We start from the raw sequence: 18,794 nt of genomic DNA, 5'->3' as shown, positions 1-18,794 counted from the left end.
TTATACACATAAAGGAGAGAGCATTGTGGATATAACAAGAGAAAAAGCATGGGAACTGTTAACAACATATACAAAGACACAAGCGTTGCAACAGCATGCCTTAGCTGTTGAGGCTGTTATGCGTCATTTTGCAGAAAAAGAAGGAGAAGATGTAGAAAAATGGGGAATTATCGGATTGTTGCATGACTTGGATTATGAACAATATCCAGAGCAACATTGTGAAAAAGTCATTGAAATTCTCACGGAACATGGGTATCCGCAAGAGTATATTCATGCAATATGCAGTCATGGGTATGGTATATGCTCTAAAGTGAAGCCAGAACATACAATGGAAAAAATCTTGTACACAATAGACGAGTTGACCGGGTTGATTAACGCGACTTGCCTCATGCGTCCTTCAAAAAGTGTTCTTGATTTAAAATTAAAGTCTGTCAAGAAAAAATTTAAGACAGCTTCATTTGCATCTGGGGTAAATCGTGAGGTTATTCTCAACGGATGTGACGTGTTAGGTGTAGAGCTCGATGATATTATCCAAGAAACCATTGCCGGTATGCAAAAAGAAGCTGAAGCGATTGGCTTAAAAGGAACGTTATAGACCAATACTTCAGCTACACATAAGATGCTTACCAATTATTTTTTAGTTGTTGCGCCTCTTCAGTAATTTCTTCTACAACACTTTGAACGAGTGGAGTATGATCTGGAGCAGGTGCTTTTTTTATGTTGAGATTTTTACGCAGGCGTTTTTTCATAATCTCTGTGAGGTAACCGCCCTTAAACGTTTTGGGCTCATAAGAGATTACAAATGCCTCAGGTTCAAAGTCATAGATAATGTCCATCAACTCTTTTTCTTTTTTACGCTGGGTTAAGATGTCTAGGCGGTGTCTGGCACCAAGACGCCCTTTTCCGGAAAAAACAGTGACGCCAAAACCTTTTTCACGAAGCGTCTCAACCATAGCTTCGTTCTCATGGTTGATATTGACATGTACATCAATAAACCCAATCGCAAGTTTTTGTTCGACATAGATGCCAACGATAAGACCCAGAGTGAAACCGACAGAGTATATAACCATTTCAAGATAGCTTTGCTCTCCAGAAAGGACAATACTTAGACCGAAGATGTAGATTAAGGCTTCCAAAAAGCCAAAAAAAGCGGTAAAGAATTTTAGGTTCTTGACCATACTAATGGTTCGAAGGGTTAGCATGGGGACATAAGCAAGTTGTACAAGTATGATGAGTAATAATTTTGACATAGTTCCTCCTAATCGTTGCTGATTAATCCTAAAATCCTAGGATAACATAAAAACGTAAAGAGTAAAACCGTTATTGTAGCGAAAAATACAGAAAAATGTTGACTTAAAGCAAACACGAAGTGCTATTGTATAGAGGGTTAAAAAAAACAACGAATAAAGGAGAACAACGATGAAAAAAAATACGATAACGAATTTGGTATTAGCAGGTCTTATGCTTGCTCTTGGAATGGTTTTACCTTTTTTAACAGCGCAGATTCCACAGATGGGTAATATGTTCTTGCCGATGCATTTTCCTGTATTACTTTGTGGATTGATTTGCGGGTGGAAATACGGAGGAATCGTAGGTTTTATACTTCCTATCTTTCGTTCAATGGTCTTTAGCATGCCGCCGATGTTTCCGGTGGCGATTGCTATGGCCTTTGAATTGATGACCTATGGCGTTGTCATTGGTCTTGTCTATGGGTATCTTCCAAAAAAAATCGGATGGACATACGTGGCGCTTATTGTAGCGATGATTGCAGGACGCTTGGTGTGGGGGAGCGTTCAAGTCGTTTTGTTGGGACTATCGGCAAAAGGAGCGTTTTCATTACAGATGTTTTTAAGTGGTGCGTTGCTTAATGCGATTCCGGGGATTATATTGCAGTTGTTGTGTATTCCTATGATTATGACATTAGTACAAAAAAGACGACGGATTTATCCTTAATTTTGTTAAGAGTTCTTGTGTATTTAAAAAAAATACAGTACAATGAAAAGGATTGAATTTTCGATTCGTATCGTTTGTGTACGGTTGCGAAAATGCAAAAGACAGAATTTTAAGGTGGTTAGACAATGAAAGGCAAAAAAAGGTTGAAGTATGCAGTGATATATATTCTTTTGCTTTTGTTTGTGATTACAGGGTGTAAAGAGCGTTCCATAGATGAGCCAAGAACGTCAGATACAATCCGTATCGGTATGATTCCCAAGGTTAGCGGCATCTCTTATTTTGATCAATGCGCCGAAGGGGCCAAAGAAGTTGCTGATCAATATGGGATGGAGCTGATTTATCGAGGGCCTTCTTCAGCAGACGCTGCGTCTCAAGTCAACATTGTTCAAGATATGATTTATGATGGAGTGGATGTCATCGCCATTGCACCGGTAGACCCGGATGCGGTAAAAGTTGTTCTAGAAGAAGCTAGGGAGCAGGGCATTATTGTTGTTACGTTTGACGCGGATTCAGTCCGTGATAGTAGGGATGTCTTTGTCAATCAGGTCTCGGCAAAAGATTTGGCAATCCATATTATCGATGAAGCGGTCAAGCTTGTGGGAGAAGAAGGCAATTATGCTATATTGACAGCATCAATGACTGCAGACAACCAAAATACATGGATTCATTGGATGCAAGAATATCAAGCGAAGCAATACCCGAAGTTAAATTTACTGACGATTATCCCAACGGATGAAGATCAGCAAAAAGCTTATGCCCACACGAGAAATCTCATTCAAGCCTATCCGGAACTAGATGGTATTATAGCGATGTCGACAGAAGCCGGACCGGGAGCGGCTCAGGCAATGAAAGTACTAGGGACAAAAGATGAAGTGAAGCTTTATGCATTAGCACTTCCAAATGATATGCGCAGCTATCTTAAGGAAGGGTCGGTACATCTAGTGACCTTGTGGAATCCATATCATTTAGGTCGTCTAACTGTCGAAGTCATTCATACATTAATAGAAGGTCAACAGATCAAAGATGGAGCATCGTATGGTGAGATTGGACCAGTAGACTATATTGAAGCAGATAGGACGGTGATTATGGGGGAACCGTTAGACTTTAACGCAGACAATGTAGATGATTATGACTTTTAAAGAGAATGGTGGTTCATATGGACATGAAAAAACTGTTAAAAAAACGGGAAAGCTATATTTTATTTATTACAATCATATTATGGGTTGGAATATCCTCGTCAAATGTTAACTTTGCCAATCCGACGTATTTATTGGAACTTATCGGGGTTAACAGTGTGTATTTTATCTGCGCACTTGGCGTGTTGCCGTTGATGATTAAAGGAAACTTTGACTTGTCTATCGGTGGTATAATAGCCTTGACCAGTGTTTTTCTCTCGCTTATTAGTACAAGTGTGTTCCTTCCGATTCCTCTAGTGATAGTTTTAGGTGCACTGATTGGAAGTGTTATAGGAATGCTTAATGGTAGCCTTATTGCAAAGTTTCAAGTTTCCTCAGTGGTTGTGACCCTTGCAACGATGCATATTTTTTATGGCATATCCAAATTTATCCATCAAAAAGTCTTGGGACAGTTTGTTGCAGGGGAAAGCTACACGATACAAGAGTATAATGGATTGATTGAAAGCGCAAGCGTCCTTGTTATGATACTACTCACATATTATGTATTGAGACACACGCGCTTTGGACGTAGTCTATATGCTTTTGGTGGTGATCGTAAGTTGGCGCTTCAAAAAGGTTATGTGGAAGCGGCATCTACAATTAAAGCCCATGGATTTAGTGGCTTAAGTGCAGGAATAAGTGCTGCCATTCACTTGATTACATTTAACCAAACAAGTGTCGATGCATATATGAACATCGAGTTTGAGCTGATTCTTATTGTTATTTTGGGTGGACTCAATATTCTTGGCGGCTATGGAACAGTGTTTGGAACGCTTGTGGCCAGTTTGTTTATCGTTATCCTTCGAAGTGGTCTGGTTTTTGCACGTATTCCGGTTTTTTGGCATGACATGATGATTGGTGGTATTATTATCTTGGTGATTGCCTATGGCGTTCTTAAAAATCGCATCAAGAAAAGATATATTAAAGTAGGTGAGTCTTAATGCTAAATACATACGAAAAAAAGTTGCTAGGGATTCTTGCAGGGATTATATTGCTGGGGACGATGATATTTGGTCGAGAGTTCTTATCCGTTAAGACACTCCTTATCATGGCGAATCAATTACCGGAATATGGACTGATCTCCATTGCGTTAATGGTTACATTAATTGTCTGTGGCATGAATTTATCGATTGTCTCCATGACAACTTTGGCAGGAATTATCGGAGCGTTATCCATGAATTACTTTAGAGAGCTTGGACTTTTTTCGGTAATGATTGGCATTTTAGTTATGGTCGTAGTCGGGGCATTGACAGGAGCGCTTAATGGTGCTATTGTGAGCTATCTGGAAGTTTCGCCCATATTAACAACGCTAGGCACGATGATGCTCTTTCGAGGAGCGGCGCTTAATATTACCAAAGGTGGTGCAATTACATCGTTTCCCTTAGCGTTTACACATATCGGCAGTGGAAAGCTCCTAGGGATACCAGCGCCGCTGATTGTGTTTATTCTTGTCGCTGGTGCGGTTAGCTGGTGGCTTAATATGAGCGCCTTTGGTAAACAGCTGTATCGAATCGGAAAGAACAAGGAAGCGGCAATATACTCAGGAATTAATGTGAAAAAAATCGTTTTTGTGGCATATGTTGTCGCAGGATGTATAGCTGGGATTACAGCGATGATTATGTCGGCGCGTTACAATTCGATACGGGTTGACTATGGGGAGACTTATTTATTAAATGGCTTGGTGATTGTAAGTTTAGGAGGCGTTGACATTAAAGGTGGCAAAGGGACGGTCAAAGGGGTTTTGATTGCCATTGTTATCATGAGTGTTGTCCTGCGTTTGATGAACTTAGCTTATGTGGATTCGAATTTGATGAATGCAATTATGGGTGTAATACTACTTGTAAATATATTTGTTCAGTATTATTCGGAACATAGGGGAAGACGTAAAATAGACAAAGAAATATAGGTGATAAAATGTTTGGTATCGAAAGACTGCAAGCGATAAGGGAGCTTGTTAAAGAGAAGAAATCAGTTGAAGTAGCATATTTGAGCAAAGAGCTTGATGTCTCAGAAGTAACTATTCGTAGGGATTTAGACAAATTGGAAAAAGAAGGGCTTGTTGAAAAAACTTACGGTGGCGCCATCCTCATTGAAAAGAGTGGGGCGACTTTAGATGAAAAAAAATATAAAATAGATGAAGAGAGCAATGATGAAAATCAATGCTTTCAACGTATTACTGGAGTTGCTGCTAAGACTATAGAACCTGGAGATACGGTTTTTATTGGTGGTAGCGGGATGGGGCTTGAGTTAGTAAAATGTCTTGTGGATGCCAAGGATATGATTATTGTTACCAATAATGTGGAGATTGCAATGTTTGTATATAAGCAAACAGATCATAAGTTAGTTATGCTGGGTGGCGAGATTGATATGGTCAGCGGCAATGTTGTAGAGTTTGACCAACTCGATGAACTGCTTATTGAAAAAGCTTTCATTACAGCGGATGGTGTTGACTTGCAGTATGGGTATACCGTCAATGAAAAAAATGAAGTCCGTCTGTATAAGAAGCTTCATCAGGTTTCTAGAGATATTATATTGGTTGTCCCAAGTGACCGATATCATCGACGTGGGCTTGTCAAGATGGCGCCGCTACAGTCCATTATGACCATTGTATCGGACAAAGAGATGCCGGAAGATTTTAAAGCGTTTTATTTTGAGAACAATATTAAGGTGCACACGTCAATGTTGAACTAATCGCAGGAGAAGTGTATGAGTGGAAAAGGTATTTTAATTGAAAATGTGAAAAAAGCATATCATCATAATGTGGTTTTGAACATTGAAAATGCTGTGTTTGACCTGGGCAATATTTATGGTGTCACAGGGACAAATGGTGTAGGCAAGACGACGTTGTTAAAAATCATCAACAAAACGATAGAGCCAGATGTTGGGCAGGTCACCCATGACTTGAGGGTAGAGATGGTGTGTCACGAAAATGGATTGTTTCAGGATATGACAGTATATGAGAACATGTATTTGAATCGTGAGCCGAGACAATCTATTTTAGGACTAAAAAGAATCGATTGGAAGCAAGCCAAAAGAAAAACAGGAGAAATACTTCAAGCCTTTGGATTGGACATCGATCCATTGGTTCATGTTCGGGAATTAAAAATGGCAACGCAAAAGCTGCTTGAAGTGGTTATTGCCCTCTCAAAAGAGCCGGATGTCCTTATTATTGATGAACCTTTGACCTTGCTGGATTTGAATCAAGTGCAGTTTCTTAATACTATGGTCAAAAAATATATGACAGATGAACGGATAACGATTTACTCTTCGCATCGCTTGGATGAACTTTTTCAAGTAGTTGACCAGGTTGTTACAATGCGGGATGGTAAAATAGTTGCGATACAAGAGGCAGAGGAGACCATTCTAGAAGGAATGTTGGAATTTGCGGAAAAGGATGTCCACAAGTATCCCAAGCGCCGCATTGCTTTTGGGGAAGAGATACTAAGCGTACGTGGACTGACGACAGACCATATTCACAGGATTGATTTTGAGCTTAGAAAAGGTGAAATGCTTGGAATTGTGGGACTTCGTGGTGCATATAAGTCGTCAATTGGAAAAGCCCTTTTTGGTGTCATTGATTTTGAAGGGCACATAAAAGTGGAGGGATCGGAGAAAAGGATTCGTACGACGACCCATGCCGTTGAGGCGGGGATTTGTTACCTTGGAAGTGCCAATGAAGGTATGTTCATTGATGATTCAGTTATGGATAATATTGTCTCGGCCAATGTACCTCGTGTACGTAAGTTGAGTCGAAGTGCCAAACAATTAATTTCTAAGTACTATCTTGAATTGTTAAACGTCTCCAATGCAGGGGTCGATTATCTTATGGAAAACATGAGTGCAGGTAATAAGCAAAAAATCTTGCTGGCAAAGTGGTTTTTCAGTAAGTCACGCGTCTTTATTTTTAATAAGCCGACGGCCAATGTGGACAATTCTTCAAAAGTAGATATATATAATATTTTTACTGACTTGGCTGAGACAGGGGCGGGAATTATATTAATTAGTAATGATCTTGAAGAAATCGCAGGTCTTTGTGACCGAGTCTTAGTTATCGAAGCCGGAAAAATCAAGCAAGAAATCCAGCGCAAAGATTTATCTGTACATAATCTTGTTAAAGCGTTACAAGATTGGTAAAAAATACATAATACGCATATTAATGAGAATAGCCTTAGGGCTATTTTTTTTGTGTAATGGGAAAAATTACTTCCATGAACAACATATCTTCCTGATAATGTGATATAACTGAACAAAATCGACAAGAGAAGAACAATAAATGAACTCAATCGAACATAAAAATGCATAAAAGTATTGACAATGCCTTGGAAAAGTTGTAGGATGTAAACAGATGAAAGCAAACGAACACAATCATAACAAAGCGAACATTCAATGTGAGCAAAGTGTTCACGCAAATACAGTGTAGGAGTTGGCAAGAGATATGGCGATTTTAGAGTTGAAAAACATTTCTAAAAACTTTGGTGGCGTGCAGGCACTACGCGGCGTCAACTTAGAGCTTAGACAAGGTGAGATTCACGGATTGATGGGTGAAAATGGTGCGGGAAAGTCTACAACGATTAAGGTAATCACCGGAGTGCACCAACCCAGCGAAGGCGAGATTTATCTGGATGGTAAAAAGGTGGTTGTTGAAGATCCCAAGATGGGAAGCGAGCTAGGCATTGCAGCAATCTATCAACATGTAACCGCTTTTCCCCACTTAAGTGTGACAGAGAACATCTTCATGGGAAGAGAACGGATGAACAAGTTTAATATGTATGACTGGAAAACCATGAATACAGAGGCGCAAAAATTATTGGATGACATCGGTGGTGATATTGACGCCAAAACGATGATGGGCGATTTAAGTGTAGCTAAGCAACAGCTTGTTGAGATTGCAAAAGCCTTATCGGCGAATGCTCGAATTTTAATTATGGACGAGCCGACAGCATCTTTGACCAAGGTAGAATGTGAAGAGTTGTACCGTATTGCTGAAAAGCTACGTGATGATGGTGTATCGATCATCTTGATTTCGCACAAGTTTGAAGATGTTTTTCGCTTGGCTAATCGTGTGACGGTCTATCGAGATTCACAATATATCGGATGCTGGGATATCGATAAGATATCGCAATCGGAGTTGATCAAAGCTATGGTGGGACGTGAGTTGACACAGATGTATCCCCCAAAGGCGGCTAAGATTGGAGAGGAAGCCTTTCGCGTAGCGAATCTATCTAAGATGGGATATTTTCGAGATATAAGTTTTGATGTTCGACGCGGAGAGATAGTGGCGCTGACCGGACTTGTTGGAGCTGGGCGGACAGAAGTGTGCCAAAGCATTATCGGAGCCATGACGCTTGATTCAGGTGAAATCTATGTGGAGAATCAACGGGTGAAAAATCATAACCCCAATGAAGCCTACAAAAACGGAATCGGATATCTACCCGAAGACAGACATCTGCATGGCTTAATTTTGGATATGGACATCATCAAAAATACGACCTTGGTAAACCTGGATATGTTTTCAAAGTTTGGTTGGATGGATGAAAAAGAGGAAGAGAAAAAAGTGATTGATATCGCTGAACGGATGGAGCTAAAGGCGGGAAGCCTATACGACAATCCTTCAACCCTATCCGGTGGAAATCAACAAAAAGTGGTTTTTGGAAAGCTGTTGGTCAATGATATCAAAATCTTGATTCTTGATGAACCGACCAAAGGGGTTGATGTCGGTGCTAAGTATGCTATCTATGAAGTAATGAATGAACTCGCGGCAAAAGGTTATGCCATTATCATGGTATCTTCTGAGATGCCGGAAGTCTTAGGAATGGCAGATCGTGTTATTGTCATGCGAGAAGGAAGGGTATCGAGTATATTTGATAATATCAACCTAGAGCAAGAACAAATCCTAGCGTCGGCGCTTCCGGATTACAATGCGGACAAATAAAACAGGAGATGAATTATGACGAATAAAGCAGAATCAATCAAAACAAATGCACATTTTTCAGCAAAAGATGTTGCAAAAAGTATTGTGAAAAACAGATCGTTCGGATTAATAATGGCATGTGTTGTTTTGTTAATCCTAGCGTCTCAATTAACACCCCAACTGCTTACGGCAAAAGCATTAAATGATATGTTAAAAAATAATGCCATAGCTGGTATCTTGGCCATAGGTATGTTGATGGTACTCGTCACCCGTGGAATTGACTTGTCCATCGCAGCAACCATGGTGTTTAGCGGAACGGTTATTGCCATGATTAATGCCGACCACCCTGACGTCCCGATCTTTGCCCTTGTAATGCTAGCCGTTGTTATCGGAACGGTTATTGGGTTTTATAACGGGATCTTAATCAGTAAGCTAAAATTACTGCCGATTATTGCAACCTTAAGTACGCTCTATGTGGTTCGAGGATTAGCGTATGTAGTCAGTCAGTCGCGCTGGATTGTACCGGCTAACTTTTCTGATAGCTATAAGGCATTTGGCGTGGGAAGTGTCTTTGGCGTCAATAATTTGATTATTACCGCAGTCATCATGTTTTTCATTTTTTATGTTATCTTAACCCATTTAAAATTTGGACGACGTATCTTTGCTATCGGATCGAGTCCTGATTCGGCAAGGGTATCAGGGATTAATAGTGATGGAGTTATTATTGCAGTCTATGCCATCATGGGAGCGATTGCCGGATTTGCAGGATTTTTGTACACGTCCAACTATGCGATTGCTCAAAGTACGATGGCTATGGGAATGGAGATGGACGTTATTGCCATCTGTATCCTAGGTGGTGTGAGTATCAGCGGTGGTACGGGGAAAATCTCGGGTATCATCATTTCCACCATACTATTTGCCATTATCAGCTCATTCTTAAGTATGTTATCTGGATTAAGTATTTGGACAGACGCGATTAAAGGCGTGTTGATTATTGGAGCGGTTATCTTAAATATCTATACGTCACGCTCGGCAAAACAGCGGGCATTACGCGAAAGAAATATATAAAGGGGTGCGAATATGACAACAGAGACAATAAAAAAAACATATCGATTCAGTGTTGAAAAAACCGATGGAAAATTCGAACTCAAAAAATTCTTGGTTCGATGGGAAATGATTCTAATTTACATATTTTTACTATTTAACCTATTAATGTATGTGTTAAATGGAGACGTGTTCACACGAAGTTACATGAGCATTATCCAAGCAGGAATGGACTTGTCCTTTATGGTCTTTCCTATGATATTTGTTCTCCTCTTGGGAGACATTGATGTCTCGGTAGGTTCGATTCTTGCCTTGTCAGCGATGACGCTTGGCTTGACCTATGAAGCGACAGGGAACACGGCGTTGGCCTTAACGGTCTGCTTATTAACAGGAGCCGGAGCCGGATTTTTAAATGGCTTTATCATCACCAGGTTTAAGGAGATATCGGCGGTTATTGTTACAATAGCTGGGATGCTTTTTTACCGGGGTGTGGTTAAGATTGTGCTTGATGTACGCTCCTTAACGCTTTTCCCGGATTGGTTTGGTGATTTAGGTTATTCGAACTTTTTAGGTTTACCGATTTCTCTTTGGGTCTTTGCCGTTTTTGCCATTATTTTTGGATTGATTCTACATAAGACAGCCTATGGACGTCAACTCTATGCCATGGGGAAAAATTCAGAAGGTGCTTATTTTTCAGGGATTAAGGTAAGTAAGATTAAGCTCATCACCTTTACCTTGATGGGACTTATGGCAGCAGTGTCAGCGATTTTTTACCTAGGACGTTCACCGAGTGTCGTGGCTAATGTTGGCGAAGGCTATGAACTTCGGGTTATTGCCATCTGTGTTCTAGGCGGCGTATCGACCAGTGGAGGAAAAGGAAAGATATTTGGCCCGATTATCGGCGTGTTCATCATGTCGTTCTTAGATAAATTGATGGGCTATAACGGTGTTCAACCGGCAGCAAGAGTTATGGCGGTAGGTATCCTACTTGTTGTTGCATTGCTGGCTGAAAAAATAAATCACACAAATTAAACGGAGGGAAAACTATGAAAAAAGTATTAGCAATGACACTTATACTAGCGATGCTAGTAGCAATGGTTGGATGTGGATCCAACGATTCGGATTCATCAGATGCATCTTCAAGCAGTTCATCTTCAGAAGCGAGCACGGATAGTGGTTCGGATGCAGGCTCAAGTGATGCAGAAGCGACAGAAAATGAAGACCCAGAGACACATGTATTTATGTTTAAAAGTACAGGTAACCTATTTGGAGACTTGATGTATCAAGGATTTAAAGAAGCGGTTGAATCTACAGGTAACCTTGCAGAGTACCAATCGCCAGCAGAGACAACAGCAGCGGCTCAAGTTGCCCTTGTTGAAGAACTTATCGCCAAAGGCGTATCCAGTATTACGATTTCAGCTAATGACGCTAACGCGTTCAATGCGATTTCAAAACTTGCTGAAAGCAATGGAGTAAAGTTATTAAGTTCAGACTCAGCCATCGATCCAAGTATCCGTGTTGGGCATACAATCCCTACAACTATAGATGGTGTTGGAACCCACTTAGTCTATGCAGCGATTATGATTTTAGCAGAAGAGTCTTATGAAAAAGACATGGATATGAAAGCAAAAGCAGAAGAAATCCTTGCAAACAATACTTTTGCAGATGACCCGGTTGTTATCGGTGTCTTATCAGCAACAACAACATCACCGGTTCAAAACCAATGGATTGCTTCTATGGAAAAAGAATTGGCACGTCTTGACGCGGCTTATCCCGGCAACATCGCTGATGCCAACGAAGGTGCTGATGATTCCATGTTAGATATCAAATATGGTAATGATGACCCTCAAGATAGTGTAACTCAAGCCAATGCATTTATCTCAGAAGATAAAGTGGATATCATCGTATCGCCAACAACTGTAGGTATGTTTGCGGCAGGTCAACAACTTCAAGACGGTGAATCACGTATTAAGTTAACAGGTCTTGGCTTACCAAGTGAGATGGCAAACTTCATGCCTAACGGACCGGAAGACGAATTTGACGCTGTGTGTCCATTCATGATGCTTTGGAACGTTATCGACTTAGGTGCAGTATCTGGTGCGGCAGCGGTTGCAGCAGTTGAAGGAACCTTTGATGGTTCTGTTGGCTCATCTTTTGAATATGATGGTAACACATATACAGCGATTGAAGATCCAGATAGTGACGGTTCTGTTATCGTTGTAGGTAATCCATTTGTCTTCTTCCAAGGTAATATGGAAGAATGGGGAAGTATCCTATAAAATAAAACTAGAACGAGACATATATCAAGCCCTTAGTGTTTACTAAGGGCTTGATATTTTTTTGTTCTATAGGAGCGTGTCCAGCGAAGCTGGACACTTACATGTTGGTGAAAGTCCGACCTGCGTAATCGCCAAGGAGCGCATTAGATATATGACCATGTATTGGAGAGATTCGGTACATGAAGCGTCATGAAAATGGGCACATTGTGGCTCTATCGACCATACAGACCGTAACATTAAGTGAATTCTGCAGCACTGTTAGAATACTACGAGAGGAGACAGAGGAACTGACGAGCTACTTTCTAGATAGCGAAGTCCATGGAAGTCAAAGAAGAACTTGGAGCCTTTGATGAAGAAGTTCCCGGTGTATGGGAAACGGTATGTATGGAAAGTAAGTGTCCGGAACTGGAGAGAGCCTAACTCACACCGTAAGGTAAAGAAGAGGACTATAAGCGAAGGCGAAAGGAAATCTTGTGAGAAGGCAGTCGGAGGGGAGCATAGTACCGATGATGATGAAGACAACAAAACTTCATCTAGGAAAGGGTCCCTACTTAGTTCAGGCTTTTGAAGGAGGTAAGAGCGAGTGAATGCTGAAAAGCTAACAACACCAAAAGAAAAAGTTCGAAAACTTCAGAGAAAGCTATACCAATCAGCCAAGAGAAATAAGATGAGGAAATTTCACGCTTTATATGACAAACTCTATCGGGAAGATATTCTATACGAAGCATGGAAACGGGTGAAAGCCAACGGTGGAAGTGGAGGGATAGATGAGCAAACGATAGAGGAAGTTGAAGTCTATGGTGTGGATAAAATGGTTGAAGAAATTCAGGATGAACTGAAAACAAACAGCTATAATCCACCACCGGTTAGGCGAGTGTACATACCTAAAGCTGACGGCAACAAAAGACCACTGGGAATCCCAACGGTGAAAGACCGAATCGTACAATCAGCGATGAAGCTAGTGATTGAACCGATTTTCGAAGCAGACTTCAAAGACTGTTCTTATGGATTCAGACCGAAGCGCAATCAGCATCAGGCCTTGGAAGTTATACGTAAATCTGTGGGAAGGAAAAGAGGGATGTGTGTTCCTTGGCATGGAAATTAGGAAAGTCAAGATGCGTAAAGTTAATGGTTCTGAATACTTTGCCACAGACATGTGGGTGTGTAAGAAGAAACAACAAGTCATTAAAGAGGCTGTGAAAGAAACATTAAAGGATGCAACGTTATATCAGGACATAGAAGATATGATAAAGAGACTGAATCGGAAGATTGTGGGATGGCGAGGATATTATCGTATATCGAACAAGCGGGTTTTATATAGGCTTGATAGATATATTTTGATGAGGCTTGTGTATTGGTATAATCGGAAGAAACAAAAGTCCAAGCGTTACCAATACAGTAAACACATGGACTTGTTTAGGAATCTAGGGCTGAAACGTATTGCATTCGCATCGTAATGTTGATGGAAGAAGAACTTCGGAAAGCCGTATGAGGGAGAACCTCACGTACGGATTGATGAGGAGGTTCTGGCAGAAGCTTTGCCAAAGCCAGAACTTTACTCTACAAGTCCTACTTTAGCTTTCTGCTTTGAAACGTAGCAGAAAGCGTCAAGGACCTTTCCCACCGCGAACAATATCTCTTTGAAATAACGCGACAGAGTCGCTTTGTTCTGATAATCAGGAGTAAAAACAACGGAATATTTGTGCGACGATAGTGAAAATGAAATAGGTCAAGAGATTAGTTATGTGCGGATTGACCTATTTATTTAAAAATGAGACAATAAAGGCGGCGGATCGATTTTAATACATCAGAGTACTAAGATGTAGAAAGTGATCATTGGGATATAGGGGATGAGAAGTTATCTAAGTCAGCGCAGAAGAAAATCAAGCGTTTAACGGATGAATGCTTTGGAACCAGTAATCAGGATAAGCGAAGTCGTATACAAAATAGTACATCACAGATAGAAGAATCAATCTGGGATTATTCAGAGGAGGTTTATGATGAAATTCACAAAGTATATAATAATAGGAAGTAGCGTAATTTTACTTTTATTAGTGATAATAGGTGTATCCATAATCAGTAATGATGATTATGAAAGGAAAGTGTATGTGGCGACAGTCGAATGGATAGATACTCTTAGTCCGGGTTCAAGTATGACAAAATATGTGTTGTATTGTAAAGATGGGAAATTAATGCGGTTGGAAAAAAATGTTGTTATGAAAATGGGGAGTGAGGATGAAAAATATATTGAGGGATTATATCGGCAAACTGATGATATGCTTTCTAACGATATGTTTAAAGTAAATGGTGTAACCTATGAAATAGAAAAAGACGGAGACGACACGATTTTATATTCCCGTAAGTGGGATATAGAAGATATGAATGTTAGCACATTAGTAGAAACCAATGAATCTCTTATGAAGTATTGGATGTTTTATTCAGCAATAGATAATGGTAATATTTCAGCAGAAAAGTTTGAAAGTAAATTAATTGAAGAGGGGTATGTTGTTAATGATTGAGAGTATATTAGAAACATATAGCAAATTAGCTTTAGGCTTTCTTGCAGTTTCATCAACTTATATATTTCGAGTAAAGAAATTTCGTAAAGAGTCTAAATATTATGGGCGGTGGTTTTATAATGCACCGATAGTAGTTATGATTCTAATAGGAATAACAATTGTTGGCTATGTATTGTTACGAATTATATTATTTATGTTAAATCATATAATTGGCTAATAGTTATACCCACCCAGTGCCTAACAAACCATAACAATTAGTACTACAAGAGTTAACCCTCCTAGTACCCGTACCAAAATTTCATGGAAGTACCAGTTACAACACTTGTGATCGGTACTTCTTTTTTGTGCCTTGATACACCGGTATAAGCCCCCTTTTTTGCCTTTTCTAATAGACGAGAGGGTTAAAAATAATTGCAATCTGTAAAGGAGAGGTATAAAAAGTAACATCCGAGTGTTACAATATTCATATTACAGAAAGTTAAACATATAATAAGCAAATATTAAGGGAGATTCGTAGAGGAGTATTTATATGGATAAAAAATCAGTAACAACACAAGAAGATTTGATGGCGGTCATCAACCTGTTAGAAGACGGAGGTATAACATATTGGATTGACGGTGGATGGGGTGTTGACCTATTGGCAGGAAGACAAACAAGAATACATAGAGATATTGATATAGACTTTGATGCTACACAGACAGAAAAATTGTTGGATATGCTTTTAGAATATGGATATAAAGTGGATACTGACTGGAAACCGGTTCGAATTGAGTTGTATAGTGAACAATATGGTTACCTAGATATACATCCATTTGTTCTCAATGAGGATGGAAGTGCAAAACAAGCAGATTTAGAAGGTGGATGGTATGAATTTGACAAAGAAATATTTGGTACGGCATTGTTTTTAGAAAAGACAATTCCGTGCATATCACTAGAGGGACAAAAGCTCTTTCATTCAGGTTATGAATTAAGAGATAAAGATAAGCATGACCTTTCCGTTCTTGAAAATATATCAAAAGTATAAACGCATCAATTCACTCAAAACCATCATTTTATAAGGTGGTTTTATTCTTTTGTTTTATTCTATCAAGAAGGCATGCTTGAAATTCTTTCTTCTTGCATCAAACAGACAAAGGATGTATAATAAACACAGAGAAAAAAAGAAAAACACAGATTTGTCTGTGAGAAGAGGAGACAGCGATGCTTCCAATCGAGAGAAGAAAAGAAATTGTCCAGATGATCAAAAAGGAAAAATCGGTGCGGGTCAATGAGCTCAGTGAACAGTTTGAAGTCACAGAGGAAACGGTGCGTCGAGACTTGGAAAAACTGGAAAAAGAAGGGGTTTTAAAGAGGACCTATGGTGGTGCGGTATTAGACAACCTGGTGTCCGATGACCTGCCTTACTCAGATCGAGAAAAAGTAAATATGGACCAAAAGCGTTTGATTGCAACCTATGCTTCTGAATTAGTTGAAGATGGTGAGACTATCTTTATAGATGCTAGTACATCTGCTCTAGAGGTTATTAAGCAAGTGGATATGACCAAGCGTATTACGGTAATAACCAACTCTCTTAATGCGATTCACCAGTTGAGCCAGTATACGCACATTCATCTTATTGGCATCGGGGGCAACCTCAATGACCAGACCCTGTCTTTTGAGGGACCGATGGCAGCAAGATTTATTGACCACTATTATGCGGATAAGATGTTTTTTTCGGTCAAGGGGATATCAAAGGAGCGGGGGATGATGGATTCGCGAGAATCCTTGGCAGAGCTTAAGAGTCATATGATTGCCAATTCCAAAGAAGCTATTTTGGTCATCGATGAGTCCAAGTTTGACCAGTCAGCCTTGGTGCGCATTATTGAGACGGATGCGATTGATACAGTGATTACCGAATACCCATTAGATAAATCATGGAAGAACTACTTTGATGATCAAGGTGTACGTGTGATCATTGCAAAATAATACACAGGAAATGTGTGGAATAGAATACAAAAAAAGGAAGGTATAGTATAATGGAAAAGAGTAATAAATTTGCATGGACTTGGGAAATAAAAGAAGAAGCCTTAGAGGAATACGTAAAGATGCACTTAGAGCCTTGGCAAGAGATTCTTGATGAACACACAAAAGCAGGATTTAAAAACTATTCAATTTTTCAAAATGGTAACCAGTTTTTTTATGTGTTTGAGTGTGATGATGTAGAAAAAGCATTTGCCTATATTGATCAAAGTGAACCGTGTCAACGTTGGAATGCGATTACGTCTAAGATGGTTAAGGGTAGCTTTGACTTTGGTGAGGCTGAGCCGATTACGCCTATGCGTGAGGTCTTCTACTTGAAGTGATTTTCCTAAGGGTATGCCCTAAAGGAGAGGATGAGTTTAATGATTACAACGATTACATTTAACCCGGCTTTGGACAAAACGATTCAAGTGGATGCACTTGACTATGGTAAGGTAAATCGTGTCGGACATTTTCGAGAGGATTTAGGCGGCAAAGGGATTAATATGGGACGTATTCTTGGTGGGTTTGGTATCGAGACCAAGCATGTTATCGTCCTAGGTCAAGATAATCAAAAGGCAGTACTGGAGTTTTTTGAAAAAGATGGCATGCAGCTAGAGTATTTATCGGTGGCGGGCTATACCCGTACCAACATGAAAATTGTAGAACGGGCCAAAAATCAGACCACAGATATTAACGAAGCAGGTCTTGAAGTGTCTGCTAAAGACATACAAGAACTCTTTGCGATGATTGACGAAGCGGCCAAGGATAGTGATTATCTTGTGATGGGTGGTTCGTTGGCAAAAGGGATGCCGACAGACATGTACGGTCAGATTGCTAGACGCTATGGTCATATGTGTCGAGTCGTGATTGATGCGGATGATGATGTCTTGATTGAAGGGCTAAAAGGGCGACCTTTTATGGTGAAGCCCAATATTCATGAGCTGGAAAATGCCCTTAATCGTAAGCTTACAACGCTGGAAGAGATTGTAACAGCGGCGCGAGACTTGATTGATCAATATGGGGTTGAGATTGTGGTTGTGTCCATGGGAAAAGAAGGTAGCTTGGTGGTGACGCGAGACACGATGCATCGTCAAGGAACTTATCCGACAGAAGTCGTAAGTACAGTTGGTGCAGGGGACTCTATGGTTGCAGGGTTTATCTATGGATTGATCCATGAGATGGGGTTAGATAAGAGCCTGGCTTTTGCTTCGGCGTGTTCGTCCTTAACGATTGAGGTTGAAGGCTATCCAAAGCTTGATTTGCAAGAAGCTATGCGAAGAACCGAGCACCTGATGGAGGAATCTTTTAGTTGACGGACATTTCGCTTCTCATGTATACTTAGTGTGTGACTGAATACACGACATTATAGATCACGATATGTGAGAACAGGAGGTAACATATGGATCCAATTAATCCAGATATGATTACGTTAACGATGGAAAAGAAAAAAAGCATTGCCCTGATTGCCCATGATAGCAAAAAGGCAGACTTGATTGACTGGTGTAAAGAGCATCATGATACATTAAAAAAACACTTTTTATGTGGGACAGGAACAACAGCGCGTATGATTTCAGAGCATGTTGACTTGCCGGTCAAAGGGTATAACAGTGGACCCCTTGGTGGAGATCAACAGGTTGGAGCAAAGATTGTCGAAGGACGTATCGACATGGTCATCTTTTTCTCTGATCCACTCACCGCTCAACCCCATGACCCGGATGTGAAAGCCTTGCTTCGAATTGCTCAGGTATATGACATTCCCATGGCGAATAATCGCGCATCAGCAGACTTCTTCATAACATCAACGTTTATGAATGAAACCTATGATCGAACTATCATTAATTTTCATAAAAACATCAAAGATCGTTCAGAAACTTTGTTGAACGAATAGATAAAAGCACTTCGTTAGACCGCT

General features: G+C 40.1%; 20 protein-coding genes. 19 read left to right on the top strand and 1 reads right to left on the bottom strand.

Annotated elements, in window-relative coordinates; translation table 11 throughout:
• Positions 1 to 25: 25 nt before the first annotated feature.
• Positions 26 to 595: an HDIG domain-containing protein gene (locus QBE53_16085; GenBank protein WZL81296.1), complete on the top strand. Its 570-nt coding sequence runs from the start codon at positions 26 to 28 to the stop codon at positions 593 to 595.
• Between the two features lie 28 nt (positions 596 to 623).
• On the opposite strand, the gene QBE53_16080 is transcribed toward QBE53_16085, so the two are convergent.
• Entirely contained in the window at positions 624 to 1,250 is a 627-nt protein-coding gene (locus QBE53_16080; GenBank protein WZL81295.1) for a DUF2179 domain-containing protein, read from the bottom strand.
• A gap of 169 nt (positions 1,251 to 1,419) precedes the next feature.
• On the opposite strand from QBE53_16080, the gene QBE53_16075 reads away from it, so the two are divergent.
• The 18 genes from QBE53_16075 to QBE53_15990 all read left to right on the top strand — a co-directional run bounded on the left by QBE53_16075 (position 1,420) and on the right by QBE53_15990 (position 18,770).
• Positions 1,420 to 1,953: an ECF transporter S component gene (locus QBE53_16075; GenBank protein ID WZL81294.1), complete on the top strand. Its 534-nt coding sequence runs from the start codon at positions 1,420 to 1,422 to the stop codon at positions 1,951 to 1,953.
• Between the two features lie 125 nt (positions 1,954 to 2,078).
• Positions 2,079 to 3,092 (top strand): autoinducer 2 ABC transporter substrate-binding protein, encoded by a 1,014-nt coding sequence (locus tag QBE53_16070; GenBank protein WZL81293.1) that lies wholly within the window; start codon positions 2,079 to 2,081, stop codon positions 3,090 to 3,092.
• Between the two features lie 17 nt (positions 3,093 to 3,109).
• On the top strand, positions 3,110 to 4,069 hold the full coding sequence (locus tag QBE53_16065; GenBank protein ID WZL81292.1) for an ABC transporter permease: 960 nt from the start codon (positions 3,110 to 3,112) through the stop codon (positions 4,067 to 4,069).
• Positions 4,069 to 5,034 (top strand): ABC transporter permease, encoded by a 966-nt coding sequence (locus QBE53_16060; GenBank protein ID WZL81291.1) that lies wholly within the window; start codon positions 4,069 to 4,071, stop codon positions 5,032 to 5,034. Before QBE53_16065 ends, QBE53_16060 begins: the two co-directional genes overlap by 1 nt.
• Before the next feature lie 8 nt (positions 5,035 to 5,042).
• Positions 5,043 to 5,819 (top strand): DeoR/GlpR family DNA-binding transcription regulator, encoded by a 777-nt coding sequence (locus QBE53_16055; protein WZL81290.1) that lies wholly within the window; start codon positions 5,043 to 5,045, stop codon positions 5,817 to 5,819.
• A gap of 15 nt (positions 5,820 to 5,834) precedes the next feature.
• The gene (locus tag QBE53_16050) at positions 5,835 to 7,262 is read left to right on the top strand and encodes an ATP-binding cassette domain-containing protein (GenBank protein WZL81289.1); all 1,428 of its coding nucleotides are present in this window, start codon (positions 5,835 to 5,837) and stop codon (positions 7,260 to 7,262) included.
• A 301-nt stretch (positions 7,263 to 7,563) separates the two neighbouring features.
• On the top strand, positions 7,564 to 9,060 hold the full coding sequence (locus tag QBE53_16045) for a sugar ABC transporter ATP-binding protein (GenBank protein ID WZL81288.1): 1,497 nt from the start codon (positions 7,564 to 7,566) through the stop codon (positions 9,058 to 9,060).
• 15 nt (positions 9,061 to 9,075) lie between these two features.
• Positions 9,076 to 10,107: an ABC transporter permease gene (locus QBE53_16040; GenBank protein WZL81287.1), complete on the top strand. Its 1,032-nt coding sequence runs from the start codon at positions 9,076 to 9,078 to the stop codon at positions 10,105 to 10,107.
• A 12-nt stretch (positions 10,108 to 10,119) separates the two neighbouring features.
• Positions 10,120 to 11,115, top strand: coding sequence for an ABC transporter permease (locus tag QBE53_16035; GenBank protein WZL81286.1), 996 nt, complete (start codon positions 10,120 to 10,122; stop codon positions 11,113 to 11,115).
• Positions 11,116 to 11,129: 14 nt separating this feature from the next.
• Complete coding sequence (locus tag QBE53_16030; protein ID WZL81285.1) at positions 11,130 to 12,362, top strand: substrate-binding domain-containing protein; 1,233 nt, start codon at positions 11,130 to 11,132, stop codon at positions 12,360 to 12,362.
• A gap of 583 nt (positions 12,363 to 12,945) precedes the next feature.
• Positions 12,946 to 13,467, top strand: coding sequence for a reverse transcriptase domain-containing protein (locus QBE53_16025; protein WZL81284.1), 522 nt, complete (start codon positions 12,946 to 12,948; stop codon positions 13,465 to 13,467).
• A 10-nt stretch (positions 13,468 to 13,477) separates the two neighbouring features.
• Positions 13,478 to 13,819: a group II intron maturase-specific domain-containing protein gene (locus QBE53_16020; GenBank protein ID WZL81283.1), complete on the top strand. Its 342-nt coding sequence runs from the start codon at positions 13,478 to 13,480 to the stop codon at positions 13,817 to 13,819.
• Between the two features lie 540 nt (positions 13,820 to 14,359).
• On the top strand, positions 14,360 to 14,881 hold the full coding sequence (locus QBE53_16015; protein ID WZL81282.1) for a hypothetical protein: 522 nt from the start codon (positions 14,360 to 14,362) through the stop codon (positions 14,879 to 14,881).
• 529 nt (positions 14,882 to 15,410) lie between these two features.
• Positions 15,411 to 15,905 (top strand): aminoglycoside adenylyltransferase, encoded by a 495-nt coding sequence (locus QBE53_16010; protein ID WZL81281.1) that lies wholly within the window; start codon positions 15,411 to 15,413, stop codon positions 15,903 to 15,905.
• A 176-nt stretch (positions 15,906 to 16,081) separates the two neighbouring features.
• Positions 16,082 to 16,846, top strand: coding sequence for a DeoR/GlpR family DNA-binding transcription regulator (locus QBE53_16005; protein WZL81280.1), 765 nt, complete (start codon positions 16,082 to 16,084; stop codon positions 16,844 to 16,846).
• A 50-nt stretch (positions 16,847 to 16,896) separates the two neighbouring features.
• Positions 16,897 to 17,223: an L-rhamnose mutarotase gene (locus tag QBE53_16000; protein ID WZL81279.1), complete on the top strand. Its 327-nt coding sequence runs from the start codon at positions 16,897 to 16,899 to the stop codon at positions 17,221 to 17,223.
• A gap of 39 nt (positions 17,224 to 17,262) precedes the next feature.
• Positions 17,263 to 18,195, top strand: a complete 933-nt coding sequence (pfkB, locus tag QBE53_15995; protein WZL81278.1) for a 1-phosphofructokinase — start codon at positions 17,263 to 17,265, stop codon at positions 18,193 to 18,195.
• Positions 18,196 to 18,281: 86 nt separating this feature from the next.
• On the top strand, positions 18,282 to 18,770 hold the full coding sequence (locus QBE53_15990; GenBank protein ID WZL81277.1) for a methylglyoxal synthase: 489 nt from the start codon (positions 18,282 to 18,284) through the stop codon (positions 18,768 to 18,770).
• Positions 18,771 to 18,794: the final 24 nt, after the last annotated feature.

The organism is Vallitaleaceae bacterium 9-2 (genome assembly GCA_038396585.1).
Lineage (GTDB): Bacteria > Bacillota > Clostridia > Lachnospirales > Vallitaleaceae > UBA1351.
The sequence above is the reverse complement of the archived record's forward strand: the minus strand, read 5'-3'. Positions and strand labels throughout refer to the sequence as shown.